Origin of the sequence: Pseudoalteromonas sp. SCQQ13 (assembly GCF_015864415.1) — a bacterium.
Lineage (GTDB): Bacteria > Pseudomonadota > Gammaproteobacteria > Enterobacterales > Alteromonadaceae > Pseudoalteromonas > Pseudoalteromonas nigrifaciens.
Window position 1 is genome coordinate 95,757 of sequence record NZ_JADYXG010000014.1, and the last position, 18,524, is coordinate 114,280.

The 18,524-nt window shown below is 41.1% G+C and carries 18 protein-coding genes, 3 tRNA genes and 1 riboswitch; of the genes, 14 read left to right on the forward strand and 7 right to left on the reverse strand.

The genetic code is table 11. From position 1 onward, the window contains the following. Positions 1-9: 9 nt before the first annotated feature. Positions 10-984: an elongation factor P--(R)-beta-lysine ligase gene (epmA, locus tag I6F41_RS12480; RefSeq protein ID WP_011327185.1), complete on the forward strand. Its 975-nt coding sequence runs from the start codon at positions 10-12 to the stop codon at positions 982-984. A 141-nt stretch (positions 985-1,125) separates the two neighbouring features. On the opposite strand, the gene I6F41_RS12485 is transcribed toward epmA, so the two are convergent. Next, entirely contained in the window at positions 1,126-3,225 is a 2,100-nt protein-coding gene (locus I6F41_RS12485) for a TonB-dependent receptor (protein ID WP_011327186.1), read from the reverse strand. A 102-nt stretch (positions 3,226-3,327) separates the two neighbouring features. Between I6F41_RS12485 and I6F41_RS12490 the strand changes: the two genes are divergently transcribed. Continuing rightward, a complete protein-coding gene (locus I6F41_RS12490) occupies positions 3,328-3,729 on the forward strand; it encodes an acyl-CoA thioesterase (RefSeq protein ID WP_182684103.1) in 402 nt (133 codons plus the stop codon). Positions 3,730-3,859: 130 nt separating this feature from the next. Here the strand turns inward: I6F41_RS12490 and I6F41_RS12495 are convergent, their stop codons facing one another. Further along, entirely contained in the window at positions 3,860-4,957 is a 1,098-nt protein-coding gene (locus I6F41_RS12495; protein ID WP_197108614.1) for an RNA-guided endonuclease TnpB family protein, read from the reverse strand. A 72-nt stretch (positions 4,958-5,029) separates the two neighbouring features. Between I6F41_RS12495 and tnpA the strand changes: the two genes are divergently transcribed. From tnpA to I6F41_RS12535, 8 genes are all read left to right on the forward strand, one after another. Next, positions 5,030-5,449, forward strand: coding sequence for an IS200/IS605 family transposase (gene tnpA / locus I6F41_RS12500; RefSeq protein ID WP_197108615.1), 420 nt, complete (start codon positions 5,030-5,032; stop codon positions 5,447-5,449). A 157-nt stretch (positions 5,450-5,606) separates the two neighbouring features. Next, the gene (locus I6F41_RS12505; protein WP_041454338.1) at positions 5,607-6,005 is read left to right on the forward strand and encodes an META domain-containing protein; all 399 of its coding nucleotides are present in this window, start codon (positions 5,607-5,609) and stop codon (positions 6,003-6,005) included. Between the two features lie 162 nt (positions 6,006-6,167). Further along, positions 6,168-6,280: riboswitch (TPP riboswitch) on the forward strand. 172 nt (positions 6,281-6,452) lie between these two features. Continuing rightward, positions 6,453-8,405 carry a phosphomethylpyrimidine synthase ThiC gene (thiC, locus tag I6F41_RS12510; RefSeq protein ID WP_231613550.1) on the forward strand — a complete coding sequence of 651 codons (1,953 nt, stop codon included), beginning with the start codon at positions 6,453-6,455 and terminating at the stop codon, positions 8,403-8,405. Positions 8,406-8,462: 57 nt separating this feature from the next. Further along, entirely contained in the window at positions 8,463-9,464 is a 1,002-nt protein-coding gene (locus I6F41_RS12515; RefSeq protein WP_179807833.1) for an FAD-dependent oxidoreductase, read from the forward strand. A 7-nt stretch (positions 9,465-9,471) separates the two neighbouring features. After that, positions 9,472-9,666: a sulfur carrier protein ThiS gene (thiS, locus tag I6F41_RS12520; RefSeq protein ID WP_011327191.1), complete on the forward strand. Its 195-nt coding sequence runs from the start codon at positions 9,472-9,474 to the stop codon at positions 9,664-9,666. 5 nt (positions 9,667-9,671) lie between these two features. After that, positions 9,672-10,463: a thiazole synthase gene (locus I6F41_RS12525; protein WP_086993123.1), complete on the forward strand. Its 792-nt coding sequence runs from the start codon at positions 9,672-9,674 to the stop codon at positions 10,461-10,463. A gap of 11 nt (positions 10,464-10,474) precedes the next feature. Next, the gene (gene thiE, locus I6F41_RS12530) at positions 10,475-12,001 is read left to right on the forward strand and encodes a thiamine phosphate synthase (RefSeq protein ID WP_182684587.1); all 1,527 of its coding nucleotides are present in this window, start codon (positions 10,475-10,477) and stop codon (positions 11,999-12,001) included. A 21-nt stretch (positions 12,002-12,022) separates the two neighbouring features. Beyond that, a complete protein-coding gene (locus I6F41_RS12535; protein ID WP_086993126.1) occupies positions 12,023-12,769 on the forward strand; it encodes a HesA/MoeB/ThiF family protein in 747 nt (248 codons plus the stop codon). A 170-nt stretch (positions 12,770-12,939) separates the two neighbouring features. On the opposite strand, the gene asd is transcribed toward I6F41_RS12535, so the two are convergent. After that, a complete protein-coding gene (gene asd, locus I6F41_RS12540; protein ID WP_182684588.1) occupies positions 12,940-13,806 on the reverse strand; it encodes an archaetidylserine decarboxylase in 867 nt (288 codons plus the stop codon). 15 nt (positions 13,807-13,821) lie between these two features. Continuing rightward, positions 13,822-14,880, reverse strand: a complete 1,059-nt coding sequence (rsgA, locus tag I6F41_RS12545) for a small ribosomal subunit biogenesis GTPase RsgA (RefSeq protein ID WP_011327196.1) — start codon at positions 14,878-14,880, stop codon at positions 13,822-13,824. Positions 14,881-15,001: 121 nt separating this feature from the next. Here rsgA and orn point away from each other — a divergent pair, with 121 nt between their 5' ends. The 4 genes from orn (at position 15,002) to I6F41_RS12565 (ending at position 16,193) form a co-directional block, all read left to right on the forward strand. Beyond that, entirely contained in the window at positions 15,002-15,547 is a 546-nt protein-coding gene (orn, locus tag I6F41_RS12550; protein ID WP_011327197.1) for an oligoribonuclease, read from the forward strand. Between the two features lie 174 nt (positions 15,548-15,721). Beyond that, positions 15,722-15,797: transfer RNA gene (locus I6F41_RS12555), tRNA-Gly, on the forward strand. Between the two features lie 128 nt (positions 15,798-15,925). After that, positions 15,926-16,001 (forward strand) — tRNA-Gly (locus I6F41_RS12560). Between the two features lie 116 nt (positions 16,002-16,117). Beyond that, positions 16,118-16,193, forward strand: a tRNA-Gly gene (locus I6F41_RS12565). Positions 16,194-16,482: 289 nt separating this feature from the next. On the opposite strand, the gene I6F41_RS12570 is transcribed toward I6F41_RS12565, so the two are convergent. The 3 genes from I6F41_RS12570 to I6F41_RS12580 all read right to left on the reverse strand — a co-directional run bounded on the left by I6F41_RS12570 (position 16,483) and on the right by I6F41_RS12580 (position 17,876). Then, complete coding sequence (locus I6F41_RS12570; RefSeq protein WP_179808376.1) at positions 16,483-16,911, reverse strand: secondary thiamine-phosphate synthase enzyme YjbQ; 429 nt, start codon at positions 16,909-16,911, stop codon at positions 16,483-16,485. Continuing rightward, positions 16,908-17,375, reverse strand: coding sequence for a chemotaxis protein CheX (locus I6F41_RS12575; RefSeq protein WP_011327200.1), 468 nt, complete (start codon positions 17,373-17,375; stop codon positions 16,908-16,910). Before I6F41_RS12575 ends, I6F41_RS12570 begins: the two co-directional genes overlap by 4 nt. Positions 17,376-17,438: 63 nt before the next feature. After that, positions 17,439-17,876, reverse strand: a complete 438-nt coding sequence (locus I6F41_RS12580; protein WP_011327201.1) for a transcriptional repressor — start codon at positions 17,874-17,876, stop codon at positions 17,439-17,441. Positions 17,877-18,524: the final 648 nt, after the last annotated feature.

Below are 18,524 nucleotides of genomic sequence, written 5' to 3' on the forward strand. Positions count from 1 at the left end.
GGAGAAAATATGTCAGTAAATCTTTGGGCTCCCAGTGCAAGTATTGCAACACTTAAGCAGCGAGCTGTTATTTTACGCAGTATTCGCGAGTTCTTTTATGCTCGCAATGTAATGGAAGTAGAAACCCCCAGTTTAAGCGGAGCCAGTGTAACCGATATACACTTAGTGAGTTTTAACACTCGATTTGTAGGCCCAGGGCACGCCAGCGGCCTTGAGCTATATTTACAAACCTCTCCAGAGTTTGCAATGAAGCGCTTGTTAGCGGCGGGCTCAGGGCCTATATTTCAGTTGTGTAAAGCATTTAGAAACGAAGAAGCTGGCAGCCATCATAATCCAGAATTTACTATGCTGGAATGGTATAGACCGGGGTTTGACGAATTTGCATTAATGGCTGAAATAGATGAGCTAATGCAGCTTATTTTAGATGTTGCGCCGAGTGAACGGTTAACTTACCAACACGCATTTGAACAAGTACTTGGACTTGATCCACTCACTGCTAGTTTAGAGCAATTACAACAACTTGCCTGCGAGCAAGGGTTTGCTGATATAGCTAAAAATGAAACGCATAGAGATACTTTACTGCAGCTTTTATTTTGTATGAAAGTAGAGCCAACAATTGGCCAACATAAGCCGTGTTTTGTGTATCACTTTCCGGCATCGCAAGCAGCACTGGCACAAATTTGCGATCATGACAGTCGCGTAGCAGGGCGGTTTGAGCTGTATTATAAAAATATGGAATTAGCCAATGGCTTTAACGAGCTAACTAATGCGACAGAGCAAGCTAAGCGTTTTAATGACGATAATGAATATCGTAAACAAAATGGCTTAAAGCAAGTACCAATGGATAAGCATTTAATTGCTGCGCTTGAACATGGATTAGCGCCTTGTGCAGGGGTAGCGCTGGGCATAGACAGGCTAGTAATGTTAGCCACGCAAAAGAGTAATATAAAAGAAGTTATTGCGTTTGATGTGACAAGGGCTTAAAGCAACTTAACATGCAGGGGGGCTGTCAGTTAGTAACTAACCTCTCGCATGATCAGGCTCTACGACTACCACATAAAAAACCGCGTTTATTTTAATAAACGCGGTTTTTTTAACAGAGTACTAAAAGCTGTCAGCTTTACTTTATAAATTAAGTGTAAAGGTAACGCCAGCTACACGTGGCTCACCTAGTTGGGTGTAGGTATGATCAGCGTAACCATCAAGTGGGTTGTTGCCAAACTCAAAACCGCGAGTAGGTACTGTTTCGTCAAACACGTTACGTGCCCAGGCGCGTACAGCCCAGCTATCGGCTTCATAACCTAAGCTTACATTCACTAAGTTACTGTTTGGTGCCTGTGCATTATGGCTATCTGAGAAGTAATAATCGTCTTTGCCTTCAACACCTACCATGGCATAAAGCTCGTTGGTAAGGTTATAACGAGCACTCAGTGCGTATTGATATTTAGGTGACTGTGCTTGGTCGCGACCGTCTTGGTTTAAACCCGCTTTAGTTACAAATTTATTTATTTTAGTATTTAAATAACCAGCACTACCGGTAATAAGTAAATCGTCGGTTAGCTGATAGCTACCTTCAAGTTCAAGGCCATAGTTACTGCCAGAGCTCGCGTTATCTACATAACCGGTAAACTTCTGATCTTGTACTTGCCATGACTTTAACTGAATGTTGTCGCGGTGCATGTAAAACGCAGCTAAACGTAGAATAAATTTATCATCAAGGGATGATCCCTTAACACCAAACTCACCGCTCCATAAGTATTCTGGATCAAAACTGGTGTGTTGTTTAAAAAATTCAGCATCAAGGTTTAAGCCTTCATCTTTGGCTTTAGCGAGCGCTTCTGAGTTAATGCCGCCTGCTTTATAACCACGGGTAATGCTGGTGTAGATCATGGTGCGATCAATTACTTGGTACTCAAGCGCTATTTTTCCGCCAACCATAATGTCGTCGGTATCTTCAATAAAACCGTTATTATCGGTGTAATCACCTTGGTATTGCTCAACACGTAAGCCAGTAATTAAGGTGGTTTTAGGCCCAATAGGAGTCGCTAATTGGCCATATACTGCCACGTTATTGGTTTCATACGTTGAGTTAAATGGGCTAGCTAACCAGGTATATTGGCGTTCTAAATCTACGTCGCGGTTTTGATAGTAAAGACCTGCAACCCAGTTGCCGGTTTTGCTTTTAAATTGTAAATCGACCCCTTGATCATCGCGATCGCGGCTGTAAACATCAGTTGAGCTGTAACCATCAGGATGCAAACCGGCGGCGCAAAGCTGCGGTTTACTCGGATCGTTACATACCCAATCTTCATCAAAGCTATAAAATAATTCACTGTCGATCGCCGATAAACTTAAGTTTACGTCAAATAAATCAAAGCCCGTATAAGTGTTATTTAGACCAATAGCGTAACTTAATTGGTTATCTTCACCGGGTTCATCGGCAACGCTGTTACGGCCGTTATCAAGTGCGAAGGTGTCGTAACCGTTGTTAATATCAATATAGTGTAGATTTAATTCAGTGCGTAAATTGGCAGTTATTTGGCTGTTTAATTTAAAGCGTGCTACTTGCTCGTCTTGCCCTTGAGTTGGCTTATTTAGGTATAGGTTATCTACATAGCCGTCTGATTTTCTGCGAAAGTAGCTAACACGAGCGCTGGTATCGTCGGTTAAACCTGTACTTGCAGCAAGACCTGCTTCGCGGCTGTTGTAAGTGCCTGCACCTACTTGTAGTTTTAAACTAGGATCGCTTGTTGCTTGCGCCGATTGCATTTGGATCATACCTGCCATACCGTCGGCACCAAAGCGTGTACCTTGTGGGCCACGGTAAATTTCTACTTGGTCAATATCAAATAATAATGCACTGCCACCAAGGCCTGAGTAGTTAATGCCATCAATAACTAAACCAACCGAAGGATTTATGGGGTCAACAAACTGTGAACGTAGTCCTACGCCACGAATTTGAATATAACGACCGCGAGAAGCCCCAGAAGCAAAATTAATATTGGCAGTACTCCCAAGCATTTCATCTAGGTAGGTTGCACCTCGTAAATTAACTTCATCTTCGCTAAATAAGCTGGCGCTAGCACTTAAGGTTTGAATGCTTTCTCGTTGAAAATCACCAGTAACAACAATGCGTTCTAGATCTGTATCGTCAGCGTTGGCGGTAACTGATGCACCAAACAGTGGTAATAATGCGGCGGTAATTAAAGACAAACGTAAGTTCATTAGGTTACTTAACTCCATTTTAGGGACTTGCATGGTAGCAATTATTTCAGTACATGTGCTATAAACGCGGCAATTATACGTTAAATAATTTGGATTACGAATATGACCTTTACAGTAGACTTTAAAGTGCGAGACTACGAATGCGACCTACAAGGCATTGTAAATAATAGTGTGTATTTTAATTACTTAGAGCATGCGCGCCATGAATTTTTGCATGCACATGGGGTTGATTTTGCTCAGCTTGCCAAAGATAAAATTAACCTGGTCGTGATGCGCAGCGAAATGGATTATAAACAGTCATTATTACCGGGCGATGAATTTTATGTAGCTGTAGAGCCACAACGTATTAGCCGACTTAAATTTGCTTTTAAACAAACCCTGATCCGTAAACACGATGAAAGAATAATGCTTAATGCATTGGTAATCGGCACAGCTTTAAATGAAAAAGGTCGGCCATTTTTACCAGCGCAAATAGATAATTTATTTAAAACGGATTCTGATTGAAGTACCCCCAGATAAATCAAGGGGATTCTTGTCGTCAACGGTTTAAGCATTGTGATACTAGATCACTTTAGACTTCTAAAACCTCTTACAAGCATTTAATGTGTCGGTACTACCTACCGCCACAAATTATTTAAGCTATTAGCCTTAATCCCTCATTATGAATATTAATAGCAGCATTATGATCTCTATCGTGGATAGCTCCACATTCACAAGACCACGTTCTTATAGCTAATGACCATTTACCAGAATACAGCGAACCGCACTCATTACACATTTTACTTGATGGAAACCACTGGCTAATAGCTGACACTTTACGGCCATACCAATCGGCTTTATATTCTAACTGTCTTACTATTTCACCAAAATTAGCATCGTGGATATGCTTAGGTAGCTTACGGTTCTTAACCATGTTTTTGACTTTCAATGACTCGATCCCTATCACTTGGTTTTCGTTTATAAGTTTCGTTGTCATTTTTTGGGTAAAGTCTTTGCGTGAGTTTGCTATCTTTTCGTGAATTCGAGCAACAACACGTTTTTGCTTGTTGAAGTTGTTGGAGCCTTTTTTCTTCTTGGCTAGTTTACGTTGTGCTTTGGCTAGCTTGCTAGCGTACTTGTTTGTTAATCGTGGATTATTGAACTTAGTGCCATCCGAACAGATAGCAAGATCTTTAATACCAACGTCTACGCCTACCGTTTTATTCGCTACTGGTCGTTTTTTAATATCTTCTTTAACTAAGATACTAATGAAGTACTTACCTGATTTAGTTTTAGATACAGTCAGCGAGCTAGGCTTACCAGTAAATGAGCGTGACCACTTAATTTTTAATGGCTGCTTCATCTTCGCAAGTGTTAACGATTGCTTATCAGCCTCCCACTTAAAGCCGTTACTCATATAGCTTACTGATTGATTACCATGTTTATTTTTAAACTTAGGGTAGCCAAAGCCAGACTTAAAGAATGATTTAAAGCCTTTATCTAGGTGCTTTAATGCTTGCTGCAATGGCACACTTGAAACATCTTTCAACCATGCAAAATCAGGGTTCTTTTTAAGCTGAGTGAGGTTTTTACTCCAATCGTTATAATTGGTTTTATTACCTAAGTCGTATTGCTCTTTAGAGTAACCAAGTGCTGAATTATAAGCGAAACGAACACAGCCAAATGTATGAGTAAGCATTAGCGCCTGTTCATTATTTGGGTAAACTCTGTATTTGTATGCTATTAAAATCACTTGGTCTTACTCCTTGCTTTCTCTTATTATATATACCTAAGTATGACAATCAACTATTGGTCCATTATAATTATGACGCATAAGAATGAGGCAGAAGTAAGAAAAGGTCGGCACTGTGTTAGCGCATTACATGCACATTTAGTATTCGTGACAAAATACAGGCGCAAGGTGTTTAATGATGTAATTTTAAATCGGCTAGAGGCGATACTATTAGATGTGTGTAAAGATTTTGAAGTTGATTTAGTCGAATTTAACGGTGAGCAAGATCACGTTCATTTGTTAATTGAATACCCTCCTAAAGTACAATTAAGTAAATTAATTAATTCGCTTAAAGGTGTTAGCTCAAGACTAATGAGGAAAGAGTTTACAGAAATACACCGCAACTTATGGAACGGTGCGCTTTGGTCGCCTAGCTACTTTGCTGGATCTTGCGGTGGCGCGTCATTGGACGTATTAACAGCCTATATAGAACAACAAAATAGACCTAAGTAATGTTAATGCTACGCATTAAAGGCTTACATCCCCGATATAAATGACGGGGTTTTTCATCAGGAACGATAAAATTTACACTTTAAACATGTATTTTTAACGGATTAACTTGTTAAAAATTGTTATTATTACAGTAATTAGACAAATAATTAGTAATAACATGAAATTAGCAGCAATACCCATGCTTATAATCGGTTTATGTGTTGGTTGTGCATCAACGCAAACGGTTACCTCAGAGCAGCTTAAACATACTCAATGGCAGTTATCACGTATTGATGGCCTAGCTATTCCGCCTTCGTTTAATGCGTCGGTGGGTTTTATTGAAGCACTGCAAGTCAATGGTTTTGCTGGCTGCAATAAATTTTTTGGTGAAGGTGAGCTGGACGATAGCAGCTTAACAGTTAACAAAATAGGGATGACCCGTAAGTCGTGTGGCCAACAACTTGATAAGTTTGAGCAGCAGTTACTACACGCACTGCAACAAGGTGCGCAGCTTAAAATGCAAGACCAGCAATTGGTGATGCAGGGCGAGAAAACATTTGTATTTATTGCTAAATAAAAAACGCCCTCTTGCAGGCGATTTTTAACTGGCGTACACTCAACGCTGATTTGCTAGATACTATTCGCAAATTAATAAATTACAAATACCAATTTGATACCCAAACAACTTAGCATTGCAGCTGCAGTTATAAGTGGCAAAGGTATATTTAATAATTGGTATTAATACTTGTCGGAGTGCCTAACTAAATAATTAGTTAAGGCTGAGATCGCGAAAGCGGGATCCGTGAACCTGATCAGGCTAATACCTGCGTAGGGAACAAGCTGCCTAAAATAGGACGCTTGTGCGTCTTTTTTTAGGCGTACAAGTTATACCATCCGGTATTAAGTTCTGTTGGCTGCCAAGATTGGCTGTGACAGTAAACTGCTTAACCAATCTACGATCCAATGAGGCATTTTGCCTTCTCAATTCTTCGCACAAGACAACCCATAAACTATGAGGTAAGTCATGTCGAATACTGCAAAAAAATCATCGCGTCGTGAAACGCGAGCCGCTGCATCTGAATATATTTATAACTTAACGGGACAACCGTTTCCTAATTCGCACAAAGTGTATGTTGAGGGTACGCAAAACAACATTCGTGTAGGAATGCGTGAAATAACCCTAAGCGATACTTATATAGGCGGCAGTGATGAAAATCCAGTGTATGAGCCAAACGAGCCGCTACGTGTTTACGACACATCAGGCCCGTATACCGATCCAAACTTTAAGCTTGATGTACGCCAAGGCTTAGCAAAGTTTCGTGAGCAATGGATTGAAAGTCGCGGTGATACCGAGTTACTTGAATCCGTTACTTCACGTTTTACGCAACAACGTATGGCTGATGAAGGGCTTGATCATCTTCGTTTTGAGCATTTACCAAAAATACGCCGCGGTAAAGCGGGTAAAAATGTCACGCAAATGCATTACGCTCGCCAAGGCATTATTACCCCTGAAATGGAATACGTAGCGATACGCGAAAACATGGGTCGCAAAAAAATTCATGCTGAACTATTAGCCGCGCAGCATAAAGGTGAGTCATTTGGGGCCAGTATTCCTGATTTTATTACGCCTGAATTTGTACGCGACGAAATTGCGCGTGGCCGCGCTATATTACCCAACAATATTAACCACCCCGAAACCGAACCTATGATTGTAGGGCGTAACTTTTTGGTAAAAGTAAACGCTAATATAGGTAATTCGTCGGTAAGCTCATCGATTGAAGAAGAAGTAGAAAAAATGGTGTGGTCTACTCGCTGGGGCGCCGATACCGTTATGGATTTATCAACTGGGCGTTATATTCATGAAACTCGCGAATGGGTAGTACGTAACTCGCCTGTACCTATTGGCACAGTTCCTATTTATCAAGCGCTGGAAAAAGTAAACGGCGTAGCGGAGGACTTAACCTGGGAGATTTTTCGCGATACGTTAATAGAGCAAGCTGAACAAGGCGTCGATTACTTTACTATTCATGCAGGTGTGCTACTGCGTTACGTACCAATGACCGCAAAACGAGTAACCGGTATTGTGTCGCGCGGTGGCTCTATTATGGCAAAGTGGTGTTTAGCGCACCATAAAGAAAACTTTTTATACACCCACTTTGAAGATATTTGCGAAATTTTAAAGCAATACGATATTTGTTTTTCGCTTGGCGATGGCCTGCGCCCAGGCTCGATTGCTGATGCCAACGATGAAGCTCAGTTTAGCGAATTGCGCACCCTAGGTGAGTTGACTAAGTTAGCCTGGAAACACGATGTACAAGTATTTATAGAAGGCCCCGGGCATGTGCCAATGCATATGATTAAGGCCAATATGGATGAGCAACTTAAACATTGCGACGAAGCACCGTTTTACACTTTAGGCCCGTTAACTACTGATATTGCACCTGGGTATGACCATATCACCTCAGGTATTGGTGCGGCTCAAATAGCATGGTACGGCTGCGCTATGCTGTGTTACGTAACACCTAAAGAGCATTTAGGTTTGCCAAATAAGGAAGACGTAAAAGAAGGTTTAATTACCTATAAAATTGCTGCCCATGCCGCCGATTTAGCAAAAGGTCACCCCGGTGCGCAAGAGCGTGATAATGCCCTATCAAAAGCGCGCTTTGAGTTTAGATGGCATGACCAATTTAATATTGGTTTAGACCCTGAGCGTGCCCGCGAATATCACGATGAAACACTCCCGCAAGAGTCGGGTAAAGTAGCGCATTTTTGCTCTATGTGTGGCCCTAAGTTTTGCTCAATGAAAATCAGTCAAGAAGTACGCGAATATGCAAAAGATTTAGAAGCGCGTGGCATTGCCCCTGCTAATGCTGCAGATACGATTACAATAAAAATGATTGATGTAGAAGCACAAATGAAAGCTAAGTCGGACGAGTTTAAAAAAACCGGATCAGAAATATATCATAAAGCGATATAAATCAGCTTAAGGTATTGGGCTGCGGGCAGCGAGGGCTCGCAGCTAAAAGGAACTTTTATGTTTTACAATATAGCGGTAGTGGGGTTTGGTTTAACCGGTAGGTTGGCGGCGCTTGAGCTGAGTAAGCAACACCGAGTTACTGTATTTGAGGCAGATGATGAGCACTCTCAAAACAGCGCAGGCAAGGTGGCTGCGGCTATGCTTGCTCCTCTTGCTGAGTCGGTATTGTGCGAGGCTGATTTAGCTTTAATGGGGCTTGATTCTATAAAGCGTTGGCCTGGGATTATTGATGAGCTTGATAGTGAGGTTTTTTTTCAGCAGCAGGGCACATTAGTTGTCGCGCATCAGCAAGATAAAGGCGATTTACAAAGCTTTGCTCAGCGGCTAAAACCGTTAGCTAATTATACCGGGGAGTCGGTGAATTCCCAGCAAATTGAAATGTTAGAGCCTGAGCTTGCTAATCGTTTTAGTCAGGGATTATTTTTACCCTGTGACGGGCAAATAGATAATCAGGCATTTTATCAAGCCAGCTTTACACAACTTAATAAACGCAAAGTAAAGTTTGTATTTAATCAACGGGTAACGATTAACGATAATAAAATTAATAACCGAGAGTTTGATTATATTATTGATTGCCGAGGGCTCGGCGCAAAAGATGACAAGCCTCTGCGGGGCGTGCGTGGAGAAGTAGCTAGGTTATACGCGCCAGAGGTGAGTTTAACGCGACCCGTGCGCTTAATGCATCCGCGTTACCCCATTTATATAGCGCCTAAACCCAATAATGAATATGTAATTGGCGCGACTGAAATAGAGTCGCAAGATACAGGCCCAGCCACAGTGCGCTCTGCTTTAGAGTTACTTTCGGCGGCTTATACGGTGCACAGCGGTTTTGCCGAAGCGCGGCTATTAAATATTCAAACAGGGTTACGCCCGGCATTTTGCGATAACCGCCCACAAGTAACACACGTTGGGCGAGTTATTAGTATTAATGGCTTATATCGTCATGGTTACATGTTAGCGCCAAGTTTAGTGGCAAATGCCCTTTTATGCATAGAGTGAAAATTAAATGAACATAACAATTAATGGTGAGTTAATAGCTATTAGCAGTAATAAGCTCATTAACTGTTTGCAAGATTTTGGTGGTGTTGCACCATTTGCGGTGGCGATTAATGGTGAGTTTATACCGCAAAGCCAGCATAGCGATTATCAATTAACTGAGGGTGATAGTATTGAGCTGCTCTCGCCGATTCAGGGCGGATAACAGCTATGCTAAATAATGACTATTTAACTATTTATGGTGAGCAAATAAAAAGCCGATTACTAATAGGCTCGGCGCTTTACCCGTCGCCTGCAGTGATGAATGAATCGATTGTTGCATCGGGCGCTGAAATAGTCACGGTGTCGCTTAGGCGTCAGCAAAGTGCGGCTGCGGGTGATGATTTTTGGCAGTTAATAAAAAATACTGGGCTTAAAATTTTACCAAATACAGCAGGGTGTCATAGTGTTAAAGAGGCCATTACGCTTGCTAAAATGTGCCGTGAAGTGTTTGCTACCGATTGGATTAAGCTTGAACTGATAGGGGACGATTACAACTTGCAGCCCGATCCGTTTGCACTGTTAGAAGCAACTAAAATACTGATCGACGATGGCTTTAAAGTACTGCCATATTGCACAGACGATTTAGTGCTGTGCCAGCGTTTAAATGCTTTAGGCTGTGAAGTATTAATGCCATGGGGTGCACCCATTGGTACAGGTAAAGGCTTGTTAAACAGTTATAATTTAAAAACAATCAGAGAGCGCTTACCTGAGGCAACGTTAATAGTGGATGCTGGTTTAGGTTTGCCCTCGCATGCCTGCCAAGCACTTGAACTAGGGTATGATGCAGTATTATTAAATTCGGCGATTGCCGGAGCGGGTTGCCCTATAACCATGAGCCGAGCATTTAAAGCCGCGGTAGAGGCTGGACGTTTTGCATATAACGCCAAAGCAATGCCTGAAAAAGACGTTGCAGCCCCTTCAACCCCGACTATGGGTATGCCATTTTGGCATCAAGAATAAGTGAGACGAATATGAATAACGTAGTATGGACAATCGCCGGCTCAGACTCGGGCGGTGGCGCAGGTATTCAAGCCGATATAAAAGCAATGCAAAGTTTTGGTGTGCATGGGTGCACTGCTATTACAGCACTGACTGCGCAAAATAGTTTAGGTGTTGAGGCAATTAATGCCGTATCAACCGATATTATTGAATCGCAGCTTTTAGCGCTCGAAAAAGATATGAAAGCCAAAGTAATTAAAATAGGCATGCTGGCAAATGTGCAGCAAATTCAATTGATCAGTGAACATATAAGCCATTACAAAGCCAAATGGCCAGTGCCGCCTGTTATTGTTTACGACCCAGTAGCTATTGCTACTAGCGGCGATTTATTAACAGAGGAAGACACAGTTAGTGCGATTAAAGAATGCTTATTGCCGCTGGTGGATGTAATAACCCCAAATACGCACGAAACTCAGTTATTAACTGGCGTGTACTTAATTGGCCCCGCGGCAATAAAAGAAGCTGCCAATAAGTTATTAAGCTGGGGCGCAAAAGCCGTGGTTATAAAAGGCGGACATTGGGATTATCCAAGCGGCTACTGTATAGATTACTGCATAAATAATTTCACTCAAAAAGGCGAAGAATACTGGCTGGGAAATGAAAAAATTCAAACGCCACATAACCATGGTACAGGCTGCAGTATGGCCTCGGTTATTGCTGCTTGCTTAGCAAAAGACTACCCGTTAAAAGATGCGTTTATTTTAGCTAAAGCTTATATTAATCAAGGGTTGAAAGTAGCGGTGCGCTACGGAGAAGGAATTGGCCCAGTTGCACAAACCTCATTTCCAACCAACTTAGGTGATTACCCACAAGTAATAGAAGCGGGCAGTTGGTTAGGCGATGAACTCGATTTTGACGTTCCGCTTGATTTTAATATGGCTGCAGATTTTGCACCCTGCGAAATTAAATCATTAGGTTTATACGCAGTGGTTGATAGTGTTGACTGGCTAGAAAAGTGCTTACAACAGGGCGTTAAAACTGCGCAGTTACGAGTTAAAAATAAAGACGATGCACAACTTGACGAATTAGTGGCAAAAGCGGTGGCACTGGGAGAGCAATATAATGCGCAGGTATTTATAAACGACTATTGGCAACTTGCAATTAAGCATGGTGCATATGGTGTGCATTTAGGCCAACAAGATCTAGAAAGCACTAATTTAGCGGCGATTAAAAATGCAGGACTTAGGCTGGGGCTTTCTACTCATGGCTTCTATGAAATGCTCCGCGCACATAATTACCGGCCAAGTTATTTGGCATTTGGCGCTATTTATCCTACCACTACCAAAGATATGACAGGGCAAATACAGGGACTAGAAAAGTTATTTAAATTTGTCCCCTTAATGCAAAGCTACCCAACAGTGGCAATTGGCGGTATAGATTTAAAGCGTGCCAGCCAAGTTGCCAAAACAGGCGTTGGTAGTGTGGCTGTGGTACGTGCAATTAGCGAAGCTGATGATTATGTGCAGGCAATAAGTGCGTTGCAAGCGGCAATAAATTAAATGGGCCAGGTTAATAGCCAAATGAATGAACTTAGCGATAAAGAAATGCTGCGCTATAGTCGCCATATATTGCTTAAAGAAGTGGGACTTGCAGGACAGTTAAAGCTTAAGTCGGCAAGTGTTGCAGTAGTAGGTGCGGGTGGCTTAGGCAGCCCCGCATTGCTGTATTTAGCTGCTGCGGGTATTGGTAAGCTTATTTTAATTGATGATGATGCGGTTGAGCTTTCGAACTTACAGCGCCAAGTGCTTTATAAAGTAAATCACTTAGGGCAAAAAAAGGTGGTTGCAGCAGGTAAAGTGCTTGCAAGTCTGAATAACCAAATCACTATAATTACTCACGCTGAAAAGCTTACTCAAGATAATAGCGCAGCATTACTCAATAATGCGGATATTGTGTTGGATTGCAGTGATAACTTTACCACTCGTTACAGTGTTAATCGCTTTTGTGTACAGCATAAAACCCCATTAATCTCCGGTGCGGCACTGGCAACAAAAGGGCAGCTGATTAGCTTAGACTTAAGAAATGCTAATAGCCCGTGTTATGGCTGTATTTTTCCACAAAGCGATATTGCGCCGCTTATCAATTGTGATAACGCCGGAGTAATTAGTCCGCTGTTAGGTATTATCGGCTCAATGCAGGCGCAGCTGACACTCAATATGTTATTAGGTCATTCTAGCGATTGTGTGTTTATGAGTATTAATGCACTCACTTTGCAGCAGCAACAATTTAAAGTGGTGAAAGATATCGACTGTAAGGAGTGTAGGTAAAGCCACGGTTTCAGGTGTTAGGTATCAGGCAGAGATCAGCCAAACTCGGTATTTAAGCAAACTGTAGGCGAGTTATTTTCCACCGCGATTGAATTTATAAACTCACTGAAAAATAAAAACCCCGCGTTTATTACCATAAACGCGGAGTTTTTTTACCTGATATCTATATCTTAATCATCAATTTTGGCAAACGGGGTGCCTAAGCGGGTCACTGTTTCAGGAAGTTGATCATCAAGAATATCCGCTTTGTCGTCGCCCCAAGCAAGTACCACGGTAGAGCCAAGTTTAAAGCGGCCCATTTCTTCACCTTTTTTGAGGCTAATAGCGTTTTCGCCCTTGGTTGGGTAGTTCCAGCTAAATACATCGCTACCAGCTGGTGGTGTTACTGTACCCGCCCAAATAGTTTCAATGCTGGCAACAATAGTTGCGCCAACCAGTACCATAGCAAGTGGACCTATTTCAGTTTCAAAAATAGCAACCACACGTTCGTTACGTGCAAACAAGTTAGGCACGTTTTGCGCAGTCAGCGGATTTACTGAAAATAAATCGCCTGGTACGTAAATCATTTTACTTAATGTGCCATCAATTGGCATATGAATACGGTGGTAGTCTTTTGGCGCTAAATAAATAGTTGCAAACTTACCGCCTAAAAATGGGGTTGTATCGTCTTTATTACCACCAAGTAGTGCTTGTAGGCTGTAATCGTGACCTTTAGCTTGAATTAGTTGGCCGTCAACAATATCGCCTAATTGGCTAATTGCGCCATCTACTGGATGAATAATAATATCGCTGTCTGCAACTATTGGGCGTGCGCCATCTTTTAACGGGCGGGTGAAAAACTCGTTAAAGCTTTCATAATAAGCAGGATCTGAGTGTTTAGCTTCACTCATATCTACTTTGTATTGCTTAATAAACAGTTTAATTAACGTGGTTGTTAACATACCCGCTTTAGCAGCGGCTAGTTTTCCTACTACGCGTGAAATAAAGTGTTTTGGCATTGCGTACTGCATTGCGATTTTAAATTTATCTAAACTCACTGGTTGTTTCCTAAATTATACGCGAGGCGCGCGAGAGCCTGCACGGCCATCGGCCATTGTTTCTAAAATTCTGTGGTAGCTGTCAAAGCGCAATTGCGAAATTTTGCCATCAGCTACGGCTTCTTTAATTATACAGCCCGGATCGTTTAAATGTTTACAGTCTCTAAATCGACACCCGCCTATAAATTCTCTAAATTCTTTAAAGCACCAAGTTACACGATCAACTTCTAAGTGCCATAAACCAAATTCACGTATACCTGGTGAATCTATTAAGTTACCGCCGCTTGGTAAATGATGTAGGCGAGATACCGTGGTGGTATGTTGGCCTAAACCACTGTTTTCAGAAACTTCTTTAGTTAGAATTTCAGCATCTGGAAGTACGGTATTAACTAAAGTAGATTTACCTACGCCACTTTGACCAACAAAAATATTGTTTTTACCAACGAGTACATCTTTTAATTCGTCAATACCATCGGTACTTATATTACTAACCAATAAAACTTTGTAGTCGAGCTTGCGGTATACATCGAGTACTTTTTGTATTTCACTAAGACCTTGCGCATCGATTAAATCTATTTTATTTAGTACTAAAATAGGCTCTATACCCATATCTTCGCAGGCTATTAAATAACGGTCGATAATACTTGGGGTAAATTCGGGTAATACTGCTGACACCATTAATATTTGGTCAATATTAGCAGCTATTACTTTTACACCGTCGTAAAAATCAGGGCGAGTAAGTTGTGACCGACGCTCTTGCGTTGCTTCAATTACACCAGCTAAATCGCCTTCGCTTACTTTAGCGCGACGAAACAGTACTTCATCCCCACACACTAAATTAGACACAGTGCGGCGTATATTACAGCGTAGTACTTCGCCGCTTTCAACTTCCACATCGGCATGTTGACCAAAACGACTGATCACAATAGCGCTTTCTACTTGGCCTAAATTATCGGTTTGCCATTCTTGCGCACCTTTTTTAGCAGGCCTTGCATCAGCACTGCTTATACGCTTTTGATGATTAGCCTTGATCTGACGAGACTGGCCTTTACTTAATTTTTTTTGTTTTGCCACAGGAGGCCTATAACCTTAGTTAAATGTCGACTTAGCTAAAAAATGCTTTAGCTCGACGTATGATGCTAATATGATATATCGAAATGCGCTGGATCTAAAGGAAAGCACCGCTTAGGTAATTATGAATATTAATAAATCAAACTTAATTTGGCTCGATCTTGAAATGACCGGACTCGAACCAGAGACCGATAAAATACTCGAAATTGCGACCGTTGTCACTGATGCTGATTTGAATATATTAGCTGAAGGGCCAACTATTGCCATTCATCAAAGTAATGAGTTGCTTGATAATATGGATGAGTGGTGTACCACTCAGCATGGAAAATCGGGTTTAACAGCACGCTGCAAGGCAAGTACTTACGACGAAGCCTACGCGGTTGAGCAAACAATAGCCTTTTTAAAACAATGGGTACCTGCAGGTGCATCACCGATGTGTGGTAACTCAATAGGGCAAGATCGTCGCTTTATGAATAAATACATGCGCGAATTGGAAGACTTTTTTCACTATCGTAATCTAGATGTAAGCACAATTAAAGAGCTAGCGCGTCGCTGGAAACCAGAGGTACTTGCACAAGTGAATAAAAAAGGCTCACATCTTGCGCTAGACGATATTAAAGATTCGATTATGGAATTAAAGGTCTATAGAGAAAAATTCTTTAATTTATAAAAAACACTTGCAAACACACTGTATTATTGTAGAATCCTGCCCCGCTCAAGACGATAACCCACGCGGGGTTAGTGTGTTTGAGTTGTATAAATATAAAGCAGGACTAGCTCAGTTGCTAGAATGTTGAACGCGACTTGTCGCGCACCAACGTAAAATAACTAAAGAAATAAAAATGCGGCACTAGCTCAGTTGGTAGAGCGCGACCTTGCCAAGGTCGAGGTCACGAGTTCGAGCCTCGTGTGCCGCTCCAATTTCTAACCAAAAGAAATTGAAGTTATTTATATAACTAGAAGTAAAAATGCGGTACTAGCTCAGTTGCTTGAATGTTGAACGCGACCTGTCGCGCACCAACGGACGAATTACTGACTACTTTATAATGCGGCACTAGCTCAGTTGGTAGAGCGCGACCTTGCCAAGGTCGAGGTCACGAGTTCGAGCCTCGTGTGCCGCTCCAATTTCTAACCAAAAGAAATTGCAGTGTTGAATAAAAATGCGGTACTAGTTCAGTTGCCAGAATGTTGAACGCGATTTGTCGCGCACCAACGGACGAATTACTAACTACTTTATAATGCGGTACTAGCTCAGTTGGTAGAGCGCGACCTTGCCAAGGTCGAGGTCACGAGTTCGAGCCTCGTGTACCGCTCCAATCTTTTATATCTATTAAAAATATCCCTAAATAAAAAGCCATAAAAAATTCTTATTTTAAATACAATCTTTCTCTATCTGATTTCATATGCAGTGAACTATCCAGCGACTGAAGAACACTAGGTTTTCTCGCTATGCATTCGATAAAAATTGCGTTAAAGCCTTTAGTAATTAGCAACGATAGTTACTCGCGAAGGGCAAGTTCTTTACCAATAAAGTGATGTGTTTTTACTGTGATAATTAATGGGTATGCGGCGGGAGTGAGGTTTAAGCTTTGATGAGGCGACTTGTTAAAACAACTCGCCCTGAATGGTTGCTACAATTCGCCTAGTACCACCGCGGTCTCGATGTTCACCTAAATAAACACCTTGCCATGTACCTAAAGCTAAATAGCCATTTGTAATAGGGATGCTTAACTCACAGCCTAAAATACTGGTTTTTATATGAGCTGGCATGTCGTCGTCACCTTCATAATCGTGACGATAATAGGGTTGGCACTGCGGAACAAATTCATTAAAGTGGCTCTCCATATCCATACGTACAGTAGGGTCGGCATTTTCATTAATGGTTAGGCTAGCTGAAGTGTGTTGAATAAATAAGTGCAGTAAACCCACTTTGTAATTTGTGAGTTCGGGGATTTGAATGAGTATTTCGTTATCAATTAAATGAAAACCTCGGATACGAGGTTTTAAAGTAATGACTTTTTGTTGCCAACTCATAACTTATCGAAACTCACTTCAATATTGGCGTTACCCGCATCGCAGGTAAATGGCATAAGTATTTTTTTACCTTGGCTTTTATGGGTAATTGTATGGTCTTTACCAGATACAACTATTGGAGTTGCCATATCAAAGTCGAAACCTTTTTGACCCAATAAGTTTTTAGCGCCACCTGTAACCATATTAGTAATTTCGCCTACCATATCGGTTACTTCTTCATTTATACTATCCGGACGTTCGCCAAGCATACGCTCCATGATAGTTAGTGCTAACTGCTCATCAAAAGTTATTGAAAAAGAGCCTCGTGTTTGCGGACCAACCATTCCGATCAGGCCTGATACATCACCACAAGCTTTCTCATCAGTTTTAATGCGTGGCTTACCTGGCTTTAATTGTGTTTGAGCCATTGTACTTAATACATTGATCAAAGAAGATAAAAAAGGGTTGATGAACTCTACATTCATATAAATTACTCTTAAATTGGTGCTAAAAAATAGCTATATAAAATATTTATATCGCTACTAAAACTATGCAGCTCTGCAAGACTCACACCTTCCATGTGCTTCTATTGTTTGCGCCGATACAACAAACCCACCTTCCGCAGCTAAACTATTTAGCTCATGCGAAATAACGGTTGAATGCAGTTCTTTAACAAATCCACAGGTATCGCAAATTAATAACTGTACAGGATGAATATGATCAAAATGATGGCACAACATAAATGCATTGGTGCTTTCAATTTTATGAATAAAACCAAGCTCAGCCAAAAAATCTAATGCACGGTATATCGTGGCAGGTTTAGCGCCAGTTTCTGTTACTTTTAATTGCTCGAGCAAATCATACGCGCCCACACCACCTTGCGCACTTGCAAGTAAACGAAATACCTTTTCACGGATAGGTGTAAATCGCGCACCACGGTTGTCACATACTTGTTTTGCTTTACTTACGAGTGATTCTATATTCATCGTTCTCTTATCCTTATGCTACCTTGATATAATATCACACTGTATTTAAGTTGCAGTGTTTAAATTAAACGCGTTTGTTAAAGCTATTCACTAAGGCGTGTTTATCTTTAGAGGTTAAATTAATAGTAGCGAGTTTGGTGTTAGGGAGGGCAGTACTTATTATATAGTGTCGCTATTTTCCATTAATAAGCGATAACGCTTGTTTGGATATTTGCTTGTAGTAAATGAGCAAGTAAATAATACCTATGTAGTAGCTTCAGTACTATATAGTAAAATAATGAAGGCCATTAGTTTTAAACTACATTAAAAGTACATTGGCTTTCTCTAATCTCTAATTACTCAGGTTATTAGTTATAAAGAATTGCATGACTTTTAGTTTTGTTTACTATTTGTGCATGCTTAATATGCGTAGCGTAATAAGCACACTTTATATTACTCAAACAATCGAGTGGTGCTTAAATTATGCACTGCTCAATACCTGCTTAGAATGTAAAACCAAGTCGAGTTACCCAAAATGCAGATGGTTTAGTATTGTTTTTAATCGTTTGGTTTAAATATCAAGCGAACAGCATTTTATTTTAAGTTTTCTTTAAAAAACGCTTGCGTAAAACTGGCTGCGCCCTATAATGCGACCCCACTGAGACGGCA

Coding starts and splice junctions, on each gene's coding strand:
- thiE (WP_182684587.1), top strand. CDS start 10,475: ATGAATAACGTAGTATGGACAATCGCCGGCTCAGACTCGGGCGGTGGC.
- orn (WP_011327197.1), top strand. CDS start 15,002: ATGAATATTAATAAATCAAACTTAATTTGGCTCGATCTTGAAATGACC.
- I6F41_RS12535 (WP_086993126.1), top strand. CDS start 12,023: ATGAATGAACTTAGCGATAAAGAAATGCTGCGCTATAGTCGCCATATA.
- thiS (WP_011327191.1), top strand. CDS start 9,472: ATGAACATAACAATTAATGGTGAGTTAATAGCTATTAGCAGTAATAAG.
- I6F41_RS12525 (WP_086993123.1), top strand. CDS start 9,672: ATGCTAAATAATGACTATTTAACTATTTATGGTGAGCAAATAAAAAGC.
- I6F41_RS12580 (WP_011327201.1), bottom strand. CDS start 17,876: ATGAATATAGAATCACTCGTAAGTAAAGCAAAACAAGTATGTGACAAC.
- I6F41_RS12505 (WP_041454338.1), top strand. CDS start 5,607: ATGAAATTAGCAGCAATACCCATGCTTATAATCGGTTTATGTGTTGGT.
- I6F41_RS12575 (WP_011327200.1), bottom strand. CDS start 17,375: ATGAATGTAGAGTTCATCAACCCTTTTTTATCTTCTTTGATCAATGTA.
- thiC (WP_231613550.1), top strand. CDS start 6,453: ATGTCGAATACTGCAAAAAAATCATCGCGTCGTGAAACGCGAGCCGCT.
- epmA (WP_011327185.1), top strand. CDS start 10: ATGTCAGTAAATCTTTGGGCTCCCAGTGCAAGTATTGCAACACTTAAG.
- I6F41_RS12490 (WP_182684103.1), top strand. CDS start 3,328: ATGACCTTTACAGTAGACTTTAAAGTGCGAGACTACGAATGCGACCTA.
- I6F41_RS12485 (WP_011327186.1), bottom strand. CDS start 3,225: ATGAACTTACGTTTGTCTTTAATTACCGCCGCATTATTACCACTGTTT.
- I6F41_RS12515 (WP_179807833.1), top strand. CDS start 8,463: ATGTTTTACAATATAGCGGTAGTGGGGTTTGGTTTAACCGGTAGGTTG.
- I6F41_RS12570 (WP_179808376.1), bottom strand. CDS start 16,911: ATGAGTTGGCAACAAAAAGTCATTACTTTAAAACCTCGTATCCGAGGT.
- tnpA (WP_197108615.1), top strand. CDS start 5,030: ATGACGCATAAGAATGAGGCAGAAGTAAGAAAAGGTCGGCACTGTGTT.